We start from the raw sequence: 15,038 nt of genomic DNA, 5'->3' as shown, positions 1-15,038 counted from the left end.
TTAGCAAGAGACTTATTTCTTCAACTCTCCACTTAAGTCATCAATAAATGTTTGAAGCTCTTTTGATTCAGAAGCTTGCTCACCGTATTTACGGATATTAACAGCTCCTGCATCCATTTCCTTATCACCAAGTACAAGCATATATGGAATCTTTTGCATTTGGGCTTCGCGAATTTTGTAACCAATCTTCTCATTGCGCTCGTCTATTTCCACGCGAGCTCCTGCAGCTTGAAGTTGATCTTGAACTTTCTTCGCGTAATCTAAATGTACATCTGGAGATACAGGGATCACTTGAACTTGTACAGGTGCAAGCCATGTTGGGAATGCCCCTTTGTACTCTTCAAGTAAGAAAGCGACAAAACGTTCCATTGTTGAAACAACCCCACGGTGCACAACAACAGGTCGGTGCTGTTGACCATCTTCACCTACATACGTTAGGTCAAAGCGCTCCGGCAATAAGAAATCAAGTTGTACAGTTGATAATGTTTCGTCTTTTCCAAGAGCAGTACGAACTTGTACATCTAACTTAGGGCCATAAAACGCAGCTTCCCCTTCAGCTTCAAAGTAATCGACATCTAGCTCGTCCATTGCTTCTTTAAGCATGCTTTGCGCTTTTTCCCACATTGCATCATCATCAAAATACTTCTCTTTATCTTCTGGATCACGGTAAGATAAACGGAACTTGTAATCTTCTAGGTCAAAATCTTTGTACACCTCTTGGATTAAATACACCACTCGTAAAAATTCTTCTTTAATTTGGTCAGGGCGACAGAAGATATGAGCATCATTTAACGTCATACCTCGAACACGTTGCAATCCTGATACAGCACCAGACATTTCATAACGATGCATCATACCCAGCTCAGCAATACGTAGAGGAAGCTGACGGTAACTACGCATGTCTTGCTTATATACCATCATATGATGTGGGCAGTTCATTGGTCGAAGGACAAACTCCTCGTTATCGCGTTCCATTACTGGGAACATATCATCTTTATAGTGATCCCAATGACCAGAAGTTTTATATAGCTCAGAGCTTCCCAAAATTGGTGTATACACATGTTGATAACCAAGGCGCTCTTCTTTATCCACAATATAACGCTCAATCACTCGACGTACAGTGGCCCCTTTCGGTAACCATAGCGGTAACCCTTGTCCAACTTTCTGTGACAATGCGAAAATCCCCAGTTCCTTACCAAGCTTGCGATGATCACGTTCTTTTGCTTCTTCTAATAAACGAAGGTGCTCATCTAGGTCAGCTTTCTTAAAGAATGCTGTTCCATAAATACGTTGTAGCATTTTATTTTTACTATCTCCACGCCAGTAAGCTCCCGCAAGGCTTAGAAGCTTAAATTCTTTAATTTTGTTTGTAGATGGAACATGGATACCACGGCAAAGATCAAAAAACTCACCTTGCTCATAAATCGTTAAGCTCTCCCCTTCAGGAATCGCTTCAATTAGTTCTAATTTATATTCATCGCCAATTTCCTTATATCGAGCGATTGCTTCCTCACGGCTTAACTCTACACGTTTCACTTCAAGGTTCTCCGCAATAAGTTTCTTCATTTCTTTTTCAATTTTAGGTAGATCTTCTGCTGTAATGGACTCTTCTGAGTCGATATCATAGTAAAATCCGCCCTCGATTACAGGACCGACACCAAGCTTCACGCCCTTAAATAAACGTTTTACTGCTTGAGCCATTAAATGTGCTGTACTATGACGCATAATTTCTAGTGATTCTTCTGAATCCTGCGTTACAATCGCAATTTCACCATCAGTAGTGAGTGGTGTACGAAGGTCAACCAATGTATGATTAAACTTTCCAGCTAATGCTTTTTTCTTCAGACCTGGGCTAATAGATGCAGCAATATCTTCTGTTGTCGTGCCGTTTGGAAATTCCTTTACTGCACCATCTGGAAATGTAATCTTTAGAACATCTGCCATTCTTCTCGACTCCTTTTTTTTGTAAATAAAAAACACTCGTCCCTTCATCATAGAAGGGACGAGTGTAGTTCGTGGTTCCACCCTTGTTTCGCTACAACAAAAAATACATTGTATTGTAGCAACTCATCATACAGGATAACGGCTGTGCGCCGGCGCTAGTTAATCCACTTCCGTGTTTCCCTGCGCAGTTCAGAGGTGGTAAGGTCATCCATACGTACTAGGAAGCTTGCAGCAAATGCTTCCCTCTCTGTAAGTCATATGTGGAGCCTCTTATCCTCTTCATAACCATTCATATCAAATGTGTTGATATGTAGTATTATATGGACGCGGAAATGGAAAATCAAGAGGGCATCTTATTTATTCCAATCTTTTTTTCTCATAATCATGATATGGGTATAATTTCATACGTTCTTGAAAAATAGCTTGGATGGTAACAACGACCCCGTGATCTGGTTCATCTGTAAAGACATGAACCGTACTTGGAACCATACTGACGAGTGGACTAATCACCATATTATCAAGTTCAATTGCTTCCTCAAAGACCAGTTCTTCTTGCAGATGGTAAAGGACCTCATCTTTTGGAAGCTTTCGAAAATGTTTATCATAAAACATAAATTGTTTATCATGCACAACGTAAATCACCTCGAACTTCTGGGGTTTACATTGAACATATTGACGAAAGTCTTCAATCATGTTCTGATATTCTTGCTCTAGCATGTATTCATCAATCGCAATTTCTACACAATCTATTAACATCTCACCGTACTCTCTTAGTCGGAACGTTAGAAAGGGATCGTAGTAGAAGTTCGTTTCTTCTTCTAAACTATTAGCAAATGCATCATAAATATAGGCATATCGATTAAAAAAAGGAACTAAAGATGGCAAATCATTTCGATCTCCTTCTAAAATCGACCTGGCTATGGTAAGAATTTGTTGTTGTTCTTCCTCATCTGTAAAATAAAACATTGTCTCAATAATATCAAGTAACCAATCATCTTCTCTTGTTTTAATGACATGCTCTGTAAGAACTGATGTTAATAGTGGATGAAAGGAGTCATAGAAGCTTACATGCTTATTTGTATAATTAAGCACGATGGTTTCAACCCCATTTGACTCAACCTTGCCACCTAACCCTAATTCCGCATACCTTTCAATATAATCACGTAATAATACATACAATTGCTTGCAGTCACGTTCTTCTTCAAAATGAATGGCTATCACACCTATTCCCCCTAACCCACTCAACTAGAAAACTCATCTATGTTACACACTCATGAAGTCATTTAGACAGGCTTTACTCCATCCTATGCTGTTGTGTCAAAAAAATGATTAATTTTTCACATACTATCTCTCAAGGGGAACAAAAAAGCTCTTTTCCTAAAAATAAGGAAAAGAGCTTATGATTAATTTTGCATGGTAAAATCTTTTTCAGCTGCCGTTTCACCCTCAAACATACGTACAATTTCATATTTGGTGTTTCGTTGCGCTGGAACTTTACCAGCTTCACGAATTAAACGAAGGATTTCATTCGTATTAACCTTATGTGTCGTACCAGCTGCTGATACCACATTTTCTTCAATCATTGTGCTACCAAAATCATTACAACCGTATTCAAGCGACTGCTTTCCAACCTCTGGTCCCATAGTAACCCATGAAGATTGGAAATTTGCAATATTATCAAGGAAAATTCTAGAGATCGCAACATTCTTCAAATAATCACGCGCACCTAGTTTTTCTGTTTTCCACATGCCTGTATTCTCCGGTTGGAATGTCCAAGAAATAAATGCTTTAAAGCACTCCGTCTCATCTTGAGCATCACGTACTCGTTGAAGATGAAGCGCACGCTCTTCATTTGATTCTCCAAACCCAATAACCATTGTGGCAGAACCATGCATGCCGACACGTTTAGAAGCTTTCATCGCTTCCATCCACTGCTCCCACGTAATTTTTAAACGACTGACACGAAGACGAGTCTCTTCTGTAAGAATCTCGGCACCACCACCAGGCATGCTATCTAAACCTGCAGCATGTAACTCGCGTAGAACTTCTTCTACAGTCATATTAGAAACGTCTGCAATCTTCCAAATTTCCGCTGGCGAGAAAGAGTGCATCCAAATATCAGGAAAACGTTCTTTAATACCACGAAGCAAGTCTGTATAATAGTCTAATTTCAAGTCAGGATTCGTCCCACCTTGCATTAAAATCTCTGTTCCACCAACATCAATCGTTTCTTGGATCTTCTGGAAGATACGTTCATCTTCTAAAACATAGCCTTCATCGTGACCTGGCTTACGATAAAACGCACAAAAACGACAATACGTATCACAGAAATTTGTATAGTTAACGTTTCTTCCAATTACAAAAGTTGTAACAGGTTCCGGGTGCCACTTCTTCATTAACTTATTGGCTACCTCACCCATTTTTTCTACTTCATCACTTTCATATAAAGCAATCGCATCTTCCATTGAGATGCGCTCCCCATTTACCGCACGTTCAAGAATTGCATCGATGCTCATGATCATGACCCTCACAATCTATCAATTTAAGATACCTTCATCCTATCACAGATAGAACCCTTAAGAAAGCAAGGGCGATTCTTGTACCAAAAATTTCAAATTTATTATTTAGACTCCCGTCGATTATGTCCTTTAACCGTCACAAAAGTCGTTTGGTGTTTAATACGTTCCATAATGCGCTTTGCTTTCAGCTCCTCTATTCCACCTCGATCGGAATAAGACAAATGTTCCTCTAGCTCCTCATAGTCATAATTCGAGGTGAAAAGAGTTGGTAACTTCTCCAGCATACGATATTGCAAGATTACTCCGAGTACATCATCGCGAACCCAACTCGATGTTGTTTCAGCTCCAATATCATCTAAAATCAATACTTTGGCACGTTTTATCCGATCGAGCTTATCTTGAAAGGTCCCATCACCTATCGATTGTTTCATCTCACGAAAGAAGTCAGGCGTATACACCGTATAGGATTCAACCCCGCGCTCATAAAGCTCATTAGCAATTGCACCCATTAAATACGTTTTCCCGACGCCAAATTTGCCGTAAAAATATAAGCCTTCACCGTTTTCACCTGGCTCTGCTTTTAAAGCAAACTCAAGAGCAGCAGCCCCCGCTTCTTCTCGCTCTCCATCCATATCAATGTCTTCAAACCGAGCTTTAAGAATATCTTTTGGGATGTAGAGTGACTTCATTAATTGTTGTTGCTCTTTATGCTGCTTTTCTTGAACTTTTAAGGCACAAGGGAGATAACGAAGCTCTAGGTGTCCACGTTCAATCTGAAGGGTCGGCTGATAACCTTTCATCATATTTGGACATGCTTTTAATCCAGGGCAATTCGCACAATGAGTTCGCTCCTTCTTAAATTCATACAATTTCACCATACCACGGTCAACCATTTCAGTAGTAAGCGAATCTTTTTCCATTCTCAAAAATTCTTGAATAAAAGGGTCTTTAAAAAGTTCTTTTTTTTGGTTCTCTAGCCGTTCTTGTAAACCTGCACTTTTAGCCCACTGTTTTAACGTGGATTGTATTGGCTTCATCTAGTTTTCTCCTTTCTCCCGCTTGCGTTTTTTAAGCTCCTCCATCATCTTGTCAAAACGTTCTTTTGCATCAGTGGATTCAGGAGATGATTCAGGCGTTTTCTTTTCTTGGTCCTTATTCTTCTCTTTTTCTTTTTCTTCTACTAACCATTTTGGTAAACGATCGCGCCTTGTGTTCTTTCTCGGTCCTTGCGTACGCTTAGAAGAGGCATTTGATTGGCTTCTTTCCTTTGCAACGACTTTCTTTTCTTGTTCTTCTCTTGCAAGAACCATTGCATCGGCTACTTTGTTAATTTTTTTCCTAGCCCAGTGAGCAGCAATTTTATCAATTAAAGCTTTTTGAAGCTTCATATCGTGCTGAAAAAGAACATAATCGATTAAGACATTCGCTACACCTGGTAATAGCTGATAATCCATTAGTAAGGATTCAACAATTTTCGCATCTGCAGGGGCAACATAAGCTCCATCTGAACGAATTTCGAGTAAGGTTAGAGGAGGAGTTGTTTCATAAAATTTAATAATCTTTTCTTCTTCTGTTTTCGGCTCAACAGATGTCATCGTTTGATGCTGAATTGGGTGAACCTTTAACCCAAGCCCTGGTGGCTCCGAACTATGTTCAATTTTGTACCATTCTTGAGCTTTCTTTCGTAATAAATCTATATCAACTTCATCATCATGAAGGACAGCTTGCCCGACAATCCGACTCATCTCTAGAGGTTCTATTCGGTAGACAAAAGCAAGCCTGATGATCGCTTGATTAACCTCTTTAGTAAGTAATTGTTCTGGGACAATAAAGCTGGATAAATCTTTTTTCATTAGTTCAAAATCAAAATTCCCTTCAATAAATGTTAACGAATCCCCATCCTGCCCTAGTAATTCCGATGCCTCATTAAGCTTCATTGCATCTGATGTTTCTGATTGTAGATTAGACACGATTTCAGAATGATGGAGAGAATGAAATACTTCATCAAATGAGTGGGTTAATTCGGTATACTCGCCTTTGTCTACCTTGTCTTCTGTGAATCGTTCGCGCAATTGTCGATATTTCTGTTTTCCTAGACGATTAAATAAATAGACACTTAACACATCATTTTCGAAAAACTGTTTTGGGGACATTGGTTGTTGCAATTCATATAAATAAGAAGATCCTTCCTCCTTACTATTCTTATAAGTCTTTAAAAGTCCGATGGCTTCTAGCTTTTTTCGTTCTTCAAAAATCGATTGGAGGGGGATATTCATCATCAGCATCAACTGTCGGTGCGTCTGACTCTCACTCCAATATTGATCACGTTCTAATTGTGTCCACAAAGTCATGTACAAGCTATGGGCTAGGGCTCCAACTAAAGGCTGGTACAATAACGTAATTACTTTTTGATCCAAATCTGTTAAGTAGCTGGAGACACGTACTGTGAACGAGTCAACCGGCAACAGTTCCTTCCAATGCCAACTCATTGATGTCCCTCCTCTCCTCAGGTCATGAGTAAAAAAGAGCTCATAGCGTATTCACACTACAGCTCTTTAACCTTATCCTTTATTCATTAAATCCGTTAGTTCTTTGATAAATACATTAATATCCTTAAACTGGCGATAGACCGACGCAAAGCGAACATAAGCGACATCATCTATTAAGGCTAGTCGCTCCATCACAAGCTCTCCGACATCTTCGCTGTTTACTTCATTCTTACCTTTCCCTCTCAACTCACGCTCAACTTCATTCACAATCTGCTCTAGCGTTTCAAGTGGAACTGGTCGTTTTTCACATGCTCGAATAAGCCCACGTAGTATTTTATCACGACTAAACTCTTGGCGTGTTCCATCTTTCTTTACAACAATGAGAGGTACTTCTTCTACCATTTCAAATGTCGTAAAACGATTACTGCATGATTCACACTCTCGTCGTCTACGAATTGAGCGGCCCTCATGGCTAGGTCTTGAATCAAGTACTCTCGTTCCATTATATTGACAAGCTGGACACCGCATGTAATCATCTCCACTTTTCTGTATCTTCTGTTAGACACAGCTTCCGTTCTTTTTTCTATCATATAAAAAAAGACGATATCTGACAAGCTTGGCAGGGTATCATTCCCCTACTTAAAATTAGAGCAACTCTTCTCCAATCCCCGAACCAACAAAGGGTAGCTCTTGGTCCAACCTATCATACAGAGCAAGAACAATTTTTTTGCTTTTACCAAAATCAGATGGAAGGATCGTACCAGTTGAACAAGAAAAATCAATCGCTGTTCGAAACGGCTTGACCGTTACGATCGTTGCAATCAATAAAGATTCTCCACCATTTTTAGGTTGAGCAATCATTTCTCCACGTTCTTCTTCGATCCGCTTAACTTGCCAACCCGATGATTGAACGACACTTTCAACGGCCTGTATTGCTTTGTCTTTAGACGTTTTGTAATATCTCGTTTTCAATTGATCATCAGAGTGTTTTTCTGTTGTTTCAGTCCGATTATTTACTAACTTGCTAAAAAGTTCTCTTAATGCCATTTTTCTTCACCTGACTTTTTTCTTTTCTTAATCATATCACACCCAAGAGCGTTTTTAGGAGAAGAAAAAGAGCATACAAAAAAGAGAGGCGAAAACAAACCTCTCTTTTAAAATGGAAAGCTAGAGGGGGTTACCCTCTTTCTCTCTATGTTAGAACGCATTAACTTTTGATTTTTCTGCTTTAACTGGTCCCATTCCTCTTGGCACTTCAATTACTTCACTTGAGCTAGCACCAAGCGCTTCAGCAATGTAATTAGATGCCACATTCGGATCAATACGATCTCCACATGTATATACATCAATACTTGCATAACCATGTTCTGGAAAGCTGTGAATCGTTAAATGAGACTCGGAAATGATGACTACTCCACTAACACCATGTGGTGCAAACTTGTGAAATGCAACTTCTCGTACTTCTGCACCTGATTTAAGCGCAGCATCTACAAATGTTTGTTCGATAAAACTCATATTATTCAACTTCTCAGTATTACAGCCCCAAAGTTCTGCAATAACGTGACGACCCATAGTGTCCATAAGTTGAATCCCCCTTCACAAAAAATTCATGCCTTCTCAAGCATGTAGGAACGTTCAATTACACGGGGGAAAGTTAGTCCAAAGAGGTCCTAACCCTTTCTGCAAGTAAACGAATCCTGGTTTGCTTTAATTGAAGTTCACGAAAATCAGTATACTTGTTTTATAATTTTAATGCAACCAATCCTTGTCATTTTTTTAAAAGAAATTTTTACTACTTTTTTATCAAATCTGACAAAGGTTGATCCAACAGTATATACGTGATTTCCATAGCACTCTTCTCTTGTTAGGGTATCCAGCTCAGCGGTAGCTATGAGTGAGAATTAACCAACATGAGATGGTGTAGTCATTTTTTTAGCAACAAGGTTCATTAAATCAACAACTCTACAAGAATAGCCCCACTCGTTATCATACCAAGCAAGAACCTTCACCTGACGTTCGCTCATTACCATCGTCGATAACCCATCAATAACAGAAGATTGCTCTTCTCCATTATAATCAATTGATACAAGTGGTTTTTCTGAGAATCCTAAAATCCCTTTCAGCGACCCTTCTGCAGCCATTTTCAAGGCAGTATTAACTTCTTCATGAGTAACATCCTTTTTAACTTGAACAACTAAGTCCACTAAAGAGACATTTGGTGTTGGTACACGTAAAGCCATTCCATTTAACTTTCCTTCAAGCTGAGGAAGTACTTTTGCAATAGCTTTTGCAGCCCCTGTTGAAGTCGGGATAATCGATTGACCACATGCACGAGCTCGACGAAGATCTTTATGTGGATTATCAATATTTTTTTGATCATTTGTATAAGCATGAACAGTTGTCATTAAACCGCTTTCAATTCCAAACGTTTCATCTAATACTTTTGCGACTGGCGCTAAACAATTTGTTGTACAAGATGCATTCGAAATAATGTGATGTTTAGAAGCATCATAATCCCCATCATTTACACCCATTACAATTGTGATATCTTCTTCTTTAGCCGGAGCGGTAATCAATACTTTCTTAGCACCAGCTTCAATGTGATAACCCGCAGTTTCTTGTGTCTTAAATTTACCAGTTGCTTCAATAACAATATCTACTCCAAGTTCTGCCCAAGGTAGCTCACGAGGGTCACGTGAATGAAGTAATTGCACAACTTTCCCATCAACTACAATTGTATCGTCTTTCGCTTCAACAGGAAGAGTGTATGTTCCGTGAATACTATCATATTTGATTAAGTGAGCAAGTGTTTCTGCAGGATAGCTCGCATTGATTGCAACAACCTCCACTTCATCCTCTAGCATTGCTTTGCGAAATACCATACGGCCAATACGGCCAAATCCATTGATGGCAACTTTAACCTTCATTTGAATTCCCCTCTCCAAATATATGTTATACTCAATATTGTTTTTATGTTAATTAGTATATCATATATACCACAAGAGGACGATTACTTTTTTGGAAATCTGAAAAAATTGGATGAATGACTATTTAGAAAGGCGGAGGCGAGTGGTTTGGCATGCGGAAAAATGAGGGGAGCAACATGAAGTCGCTTTTTGACTTCATTTGATTCACCGTTTTTTCCCGCAGGACAACGAGCTGAAGCCAGACAAGAAAGGCGGAGTTGAGTGGTATGGCACATTAAAAAAACCCTTCTATAAATTAGAAGGGTTTTGCTTTCCACTGATTAAGGATCATCTTCACTTGTGATGCCGTTTCTTCTAATGAGCCACTATTATTAATAACGGCATCAGCACGCTCGCGTTTATCTTTTAAAGGAAATTGTGAAGAGATTCTAGCCAGTGCATCCTCTTTACCAGCTTGATCTCTATTTATCAACCGCTCTAATTGTGTTTGTTCATCTACATAAACAAGCATCACCTTATCCACTAAGTGGAACAAATCACTTTCAAATAAAAGTGGGATATCAAAAATGACTGTTTGATGTCCACTCGCTTCATAACGCTCTTTTTGAGCCAGCATTTTTTGTCTAACCGCTGGGTGAACAATGCCATTTAATGCCTTACGTTCATGCTCATCATTAAAAATAATAGAACCAAGTTTTTTGCGATTAATCGATTGATCTTCCAGTAGGATCTCCTTACCAAAATGCCGGACAATCTCTTGATAAGCAGACTCTCCTGGCTCTACTACTTCCCTTGCAATTTTATCTGCATCAATAATTGGATAGCCCCACTCATTCAACCAATTTGAAACTGTTGATTTTCCACTTGCAATTCCACCTGTTAATCCAATTCGCATACTTATATCCTTTCTTTTCCGTTGAACGATTTAAAGACTCAAAACTCCTAGTACAATTAATAACAAACCTGGAATAAATGAGAACTTTTTAATCCAACGTGACTCCGAAAAGCGAAACCCGCTCTTCATCCCCCATGTAACAAATAATGCACTCATTAGCGCAACACTTAAAGCCATTGGTATAGGAGAAAATCCAATTAGAGCTGCTCCAATTCCAGCTCCGAATGCATCAAGCGATAAAGCGATCCCTAGTAAGACTGCTTCACGTCCCGTAATGGTACCTGAGTTATCGATATCTGCTACCATCGGCTTTCTTAATATCCTGATGACGACACCGAACATTTTAATTTCAAAGTTGATGATGATCTCATCTTCTTTAGTTTTCTCAGAAGCTTTTGCAGGCCTAAACACCTGATACATCGCCCAAGCTCCTATCAAAATTAAAATAATTCCGCCAATCGAACCCGCTACATCCTCAGGTAATACGCGCTGTATCACCCCTCCAAAGACCATAGCCACTAAAATAGAAGTAGCAGAACAACACGCAATAAACACTAAAGATTTAAAGGGTAACTTCATCTTCCGCAATCCATAGGTCAATCCGACACCAAAGCTATCTAAGCTCACAGCAAGCGCAAGCGCAAGTAATGAAAGAATCTCAACCATCCTGATAAGCTCCTCCCACCTAGACGATACGATAGTATATGGCAAGAGCCTATCCGATGTACGTTAGATTTGGCAATTTGGACAATAATGAGTCCCGCGACCTCCAACCACTATTTTCACGATTTCTGTTCCACACTGACGACATGGTTCATTTTTCCGTCCATATACATCAAGCTTTTGTTGAAACAAACCCATTTCCCCTTGTCCGTTCACGTAAGACTTAATGGAACTCCCACCGAGGTCCACCGCTTCTTGTAAAGTCGTAACAATCGCATGATGGAGAACAATCAGTTCTTCTTCTGATAAGGCTTGGGCAAGACGCTCTGGGTGAATGCGCGCTCTAAATAATGCTTCATCCACATAAATATTCCCAAGGCCTACTACAGTCTTCTGATCTAATAATGCTACTTTTATTTTTCGATTTGTTTTACTAAAAGCCGCTTGCAATACTTCAGCTGTAAATTGCTCTGAGAAAGGTTCCATCCCTAACTGAGCTAGAGGTAGCCCCCCTTCTTCTGACCCTTTTGGAAAGATATGCATCGTCCCAAATTTTCTTACGTCTTGATACCTTAACTCATCCCCATCGGTAAAATGAAAAATCACATGAGTATGAGGCGTCAGTTCCTCATCCTTTTTATAAAGGCCATAACGTCCCTCCATTCGAAGGTGAGAAACCATCACCACATCATCGCATTCAAATAGTAAAAATTTACCTCTTCTACGAATTTCTCGAATGGTCTGGTTTAATAGAAGCATTTCAAATTGTTTCGTATCGTCGGGCTCTTTAATAATGTTTGCCCATTTGACGGTCACACTTGAAATTGTTTTACCAACCACAAGCTCGCTCAACGTACGCTTAACCGTTTCCACTTCAGGTAATTCTGGCATAGACATTCCGCTCCTTACTTTGCATCATACCAAGTGTCACCAGCTGAGATATCAACTTTTAAAGGAACATCCAACTCAACAGCTTTTTCCATCACTTCCGGAACAAGCTTCATCATGACATCTATCTCTTCTGGGGGAACTTCAAATATAAGTTCATCGTGTACTTGTAGAAGTAATCGGCTTTTTAGTTGTTCCTTTTCGAGACGAATAGCCATTTCTACCATTGCTTTTTTAATAATGTCTGCTGCCGTACCTTGGATTGGCGTATTCATCGCTGTTCTCTCAGCAAAACTACGCAGATTGAAGTTACGACTAGTGAGCTCAGGTAAATAGCGACGTCTGTGTAATAAAGTTTGAACAAACCCACTTTCTCTTGCTTCATCTACAATTCGATCCATATAGTCTTTTACGTTTGGATAACTATTAAAATAACGTTCAATGAACTTCGCTGCTTCCTTACGTGTGATACCTAGGTTTTGTGATAATCCGTAGTCACTAATTCCGTAGACAATTCCAAAGTTAACAGCTTTTGCACCTCTTCGCATATCTGAAGTAACCTGATCTTTATCTACATGAAAAACATCCATAGCCGTTTTTGTATGAATATCCATATCTTCTTTAAAAGCTGTAATTAACTTTTCATCGTTAGCAATATGTGCAAGGACCCTTAATTCTATTTGAGAATAGTCAGCGGCAAGCATTTTCCAGCCTTCTTCTGAAGGAATAAATGCTTTCCGAATCTTACGTCCTTCTTCTAAACGAATCGGGATGTTTTGTAAATTAGGATCCGTTGAACTTAATCGCCCGGTTTGTGTAAGTGCTTGATTAAATCGAGTATGAATTTTGTTTGTGTCCTTATGCGTTACTTTAACAAGCCCCTCAATGTAGGTTGAATTTAATTTCCCTAATTGACGATAATGAAGAATATGACGGATAATTTCATGTTCTTCTGCTAATTTTTCAAGGACGTCTGCCGATGTAGAGTAGCCCGTTTTTGTTTTCTTAATTACTGGAAGGCCCATTTTTCCAAATAACACTTCTCCTAATTGCTTAGGTGAATTAATATTAAAGGTTACTCCAGCATGTTCATGTATATCGGATTCAAGAGTAGCGAGACGCTCCTCTAAGTCTTTCCCCATTTCTTTTAGCTGCTCAACATCTACTTTTACTCCCTCGGTTTCCATGCGACCTAGGACCACTGATAAAGGCATCTCTAAATCTTTAAACAACTCAAATTGTTCATTTTGCTTAAGTTCTGACTCCATTTGCTCTTTTAATTGATAAATCACATTTGCTTTTCTGACTAAATGCTCCGCTAGCACTTCACGTTCGGGAACTTTGCGCTTTGCACCTTTTCCATATATAAATTCATCTTCTTGAATGCTCTTAGCTCCTTTACGAGTTGCAATATCTGCAAGATCATGAGAAGAGTGCGAAGGATCAAGTAAATAAGAGGCCATTAATAAATCAAAGTCAACACCATCTAATAATACATTTTGCCATCCTAGAGTGACCACGCCTCGCTTAGCATCAAGTAACCATTTTTTTTGATCTTCATCTTTTGCCCATGACACAAATACGTCTGATTGAAGAGCAACCTCGGTCGGAATAAAATAACGACCTTTTTCATGGACTAACCCAAAACCAACAATATCAGCCTGATGGTAATTCTCTTCTAACACTTCAACAATTAGAGCAGCTGGAGTCATTAGATGCTCTTCTTTCACTTCTTCTAGCACCTCATATGAAAGCTCTTCTAAAGGTTCATCTAACTCCTTAGCTCCAGAATCAAATTGATCAACTAATGATTTGAATTCAAGCTCCTTAAATAAAGAAACCACTTTTTGCTCATCATATTCACCAAATTGGAGCTCATTAAGGGATAAGTCATATGGGACTTCTGTAAATATGGTTGCAAGTTCCTTACTCATTAATGCTTGATCTTTATTCTCTGTCAGTTTCTCTTTTAACTTCTTTCCAGAAACATCATCAATCGAATCCAAGACCTTCTCAATTGTTCCAAATTGTTTTAATAACTTTAACGCCGTCTTTTCTCCGACACCAGGTACGCCAGGAATATTATCTGAACTATCCCCCATCAATCCTTTCATATCGATAATCTGTTCTGGCTTAATTCCATACTTCTCATCAATAAGCGCTTCATCGTATGACTCCACGTTGGTAATCCCTTTTTTCGTTAATACAACCGTAACATAATCAGAAACAAGTTGAAGTAAATCTTTGTCTCCAGAGACAACTTTCACTTCCCACTTTTCGTTTTCGGCTTGCTTAGCAAGGGTACCGATAATATCATCTGCTTCATAATTATCAAGTTCGAACCTCTTAATATTAAATGCATCTAACAATTCTCGAATAAGCGGAAATTGTTCCGAGAGTTCAGGAGGGGTTTTTTGACGACCTCCCTTATAAGATTCATATGTTTTGTGACGAAATGTTGTCTTTCCAGCATCAAATGCTACAAGCATATGTGATGGTTTCTCCTCTTGAATAATTTTAAGGAGCATCGTTGTAAACCCGTACACAGCGTTTGTATAAACCCCTTTATCATTATTTAGTAGAGGTAGGGCAAAAAAGGCACGATAAGCAATACTATTTCCATCAATTAATATGAGCTTCTTCAACGAATCGGCTCCTTTCTAGTCGAATTATTGTTAGCTTAATTGTAGCATAGTGGCGAGCGAAAAAGAAA

The 15,038-nt window shown here is 39.1% G+C and carries 13 protein-coding genes; all 13 read right to left on the bottom strand.

Annotated features, from left to right (window positions below; all coding sequences use genetic code 11):
• Positions 1 to 12: 12 nt before the first annotated feature.
• Positions 13 to 1,944, bottom strand: coding sequence for a threonine--tRNA ligase (gene thrS / locus AB3N04_RS15495; RefSeq protein ID WP_368503590.1), 1,932 nt, complete (start codon positions 1,942 to 1,944; stop codon positions 13 to 15).
• A gap of 357 nt (positions 1,945 to 2,301) precedes the next feature.
• Positions 2,302 to 3,165, bottom strand: a complete 864-nt coding sequence (gene ytxC / locus AB3N04_RS15490) for a putative sporulation protein YtxC (RefSeq protein ID WP_368503589.1) — start codon at positions 3,163 to 3,165, stop codon at positions 2,302 to 2,304.
• 182 nt (positions 3,166 to 3,347) lie between these two features.
• Complete coding sequence (mqnC, locus tag AB3N04_RS15485) at positions 3,348 to 4,460, bottom strand: cyclic dehypoxanthinyl futalosine synthase (RefSeq protein WP_368503588.1); 1,113 nt, start codon at positions 4,458 to 4,460, stop codon at positions 3,348 to 3,350.
• A gap of 104 nt (positions 4,461 to 4,564) precedes the next feature.
• Entirely contained in the window at positions 4,565 to 5,500 is a 936-nt protein-coding gene (dnaI, locus tag AB3N04_RS15480) for a primosomal protein DnaI (RefSeq protein WP_368503587.1), read from the bottom strand.
• Positions 5,501 to 6,952, bottom strand: coding sequence for a replication initiation and membrane attachment family protein (locus AB3N04_RS15475; protein WP_368503586.1), 1,452 nt, complete (start codon positions 6,950 to 6,952; stop codon positions 5,501 to 5,503). It lies immediately after the preceding gene.
• Positions 6,953 to 7,024: 72 nt separating this feature from the next.
• Positions 7,025 to 7,480 carry a transcriptional regulator NrdR gene (gene nrdR / locus AB3N04_RS15470; protein ID WP_368503585.1) on the bottom strand — a complete coding sequence of 152 codons (456 nt, stop codon included), beginning with the start codon at positions 7,478 to 7,480 and terminating at the stop codon, positions 7,025 to 7,027.
• 117 nt (positions 7,481 to 7,597) lie between these two features.
• Positions 7,598 to 7,999: a DUF1499 domain-containing protein gene (locus AB3N04_RS15465; RefSeq protein ID WP_368503584.1), complete on the bottom strand. Its 402-nt coding sequence runs from the start codon at positions 7,997 to 7,999 to the stop codon at positions 7,598 to 7,600.
• Between the two features lie 150 nt (positions 8,000 to 8,149).
• Positions 8,150 to 8,533, bottom strand: coding sequence for an adenosylmethionine decarboxylase (gene speD / locus AB3N04_RS15460; RefSeq protein WP_047973476.1), 384 nt, complete (start codon positions 8,531 to 8,533; stop codon positions 8,150 to 8,152).
• A 320-nt stretch (positions 8,534 to 8,853) separates the two neighbouring features.
• Positions 8,854 to 9,879, bottom strand: a complete 1,026-nt coding sequence (locus AB3N04_RS15455; RefSeq protein WP_047973475.1) for a glyceraldehyde-3-phosphate dehydrogenase — start codon at positions 9,877 to 9,879, stop codon at positions 8,854 to 8,856.
• Positions 9,880 to 10,174: 295 nt separating this feature from the next.
• Positions 10,175 to 10,774, bottom strand: a complete 600-nt coding sequence (gene coaE / locus AB3N04_RS15450) for a dephospho-CoA kinase (protein WP_368503583.1) — start codon at positions 10,772 to 10,774, stop codon at positions 10,175 to 10,177.
• Between the two features lie 30 nt (positions 10,775 to 10,804).
• Complete coding sequence (gene ytaF / locus AB3N04_RS15445) at positions 10,805 to 11,440, bottom strand: sporulation membrane protein YtaF (RefSeq protein ID WP_368503582.1); 636 nt, start codon at positions 11,438 to 11,440, stop codon at positions 10,805 to 10,807.
• A gap of 63 nt (positions 11,441 to 11,503) precedes the next feature.
• A complete protein-coding gene (gene mutM / locus AB3N04_RS15440) occupies positions 11,504 to 12,328 on the bottom strand; it encodes a DNA-formamidopyrimidine glycosylase (RefSeq protein ID WP_368503581.1) in 825 nt (274 codons plus the stop codon).
• Positions 12,329 to 12,342: 14 nt separating this feature from the next.
• Positions 12,343 to 14,970, bottom strand: a complete 2,628-nt coding sequence (gene polA, locus AB3N04_RS15435; RefSeq protein WP_368503580.1) for a DNA polymerase I — start codon at positions 14,968 to 14,970, stop codon at positions 12,343 to 12,345.
• Positions 14,971 to 15,038 lie beyond the last annotated feature (68 nt).

Origin of the sequence: Alkalihalophilus sp. As8PL (assembly GCF_040939795.1) — a bacterium.
In the GTDB taxonomy this organism is placed as follows: domain Bacteria; phylum Bacillota; class Bacilli; order Bacillales; family Bacillaceae_D; genus Alkalihalophilus; species Alkalihalophilus lindianensis.
This window is presented reverse-complemented; position numbering and strand designations above follow the sequence as displayed.

Coding starts and splice junctions, on each gene's coding strand:
- nrdR (WP_368503585.1), bottom strand. CDS start 7,480: ATGCGGTGTCCAGCTTGTCAATATAATGGAACGAGAGTACTTGATTCA.
- mutM (WP_368503581.1), bottom strand. CDS start 12,328: ATGCCAGAATTACCTGAAGTGGAAACGGTTAAGCGTACGTTGAGCGAG.
- AB3N04_RS15455 (WP_047973475.1), bottom strand. CDS start 9,879: ATGAAGGTTAAAGTTGCCATCAATGGATTTGGCCGTATTGGCCGTATG.
- thrS (WP_368503590.1), bottom strand. CDS start 1,944: ATGGCAGATGTTCTAAAGATTACATTTCCAGATGGTGCAGTAAAGGAA.
- AB3N04_RS15465 (WP_368503584.1), bottom strand. CDS start 7,999: ATGGCATTAAGAGAACTTTTTAGCAAGTTAGTAAATAATCGGACTGAA.
- mqnC (WP_368503588.1), bottom strand. CDS start 4,460: ATGAGCATCGATGCAATTCTTGAACGTGCGGTAAATGGGGAGCGCATC.
- ytaF (WP_368503582.1), bottom strand. CDS start 11,440: ATGGTTGAGATTCTTTCATTACTTGCGCTTGCGCTTGCTGTGAGCTTA.
- coaE (WP_368503583.1), bottom strand. CDS start 10,774: ATGCGAATTGGATTAACAGGTGGAATTGCAAGTGGAAAATCAACAGTT.
- speD (WP_047973476.1), bottom strand. CDS start 8,533: ATGGACACTATGGGTCGTCACGTTATTGCAGAACTTTGGGGCTGTAAT.
- dnaI (WP_368503587.1), bottom strand. CDS start 5,500: ATGAAGCCAATACAATCCACGTTAAAACAGTGGGCTAAAAGTGCAGGT.
- AB3N04_RS15475 (WP_368503586.1), bottom strand. CDS start 6,952: ATGAGTTGGCATTGGAAGGAACTGTTGCCGGTTGACTCGTTCACAGTA.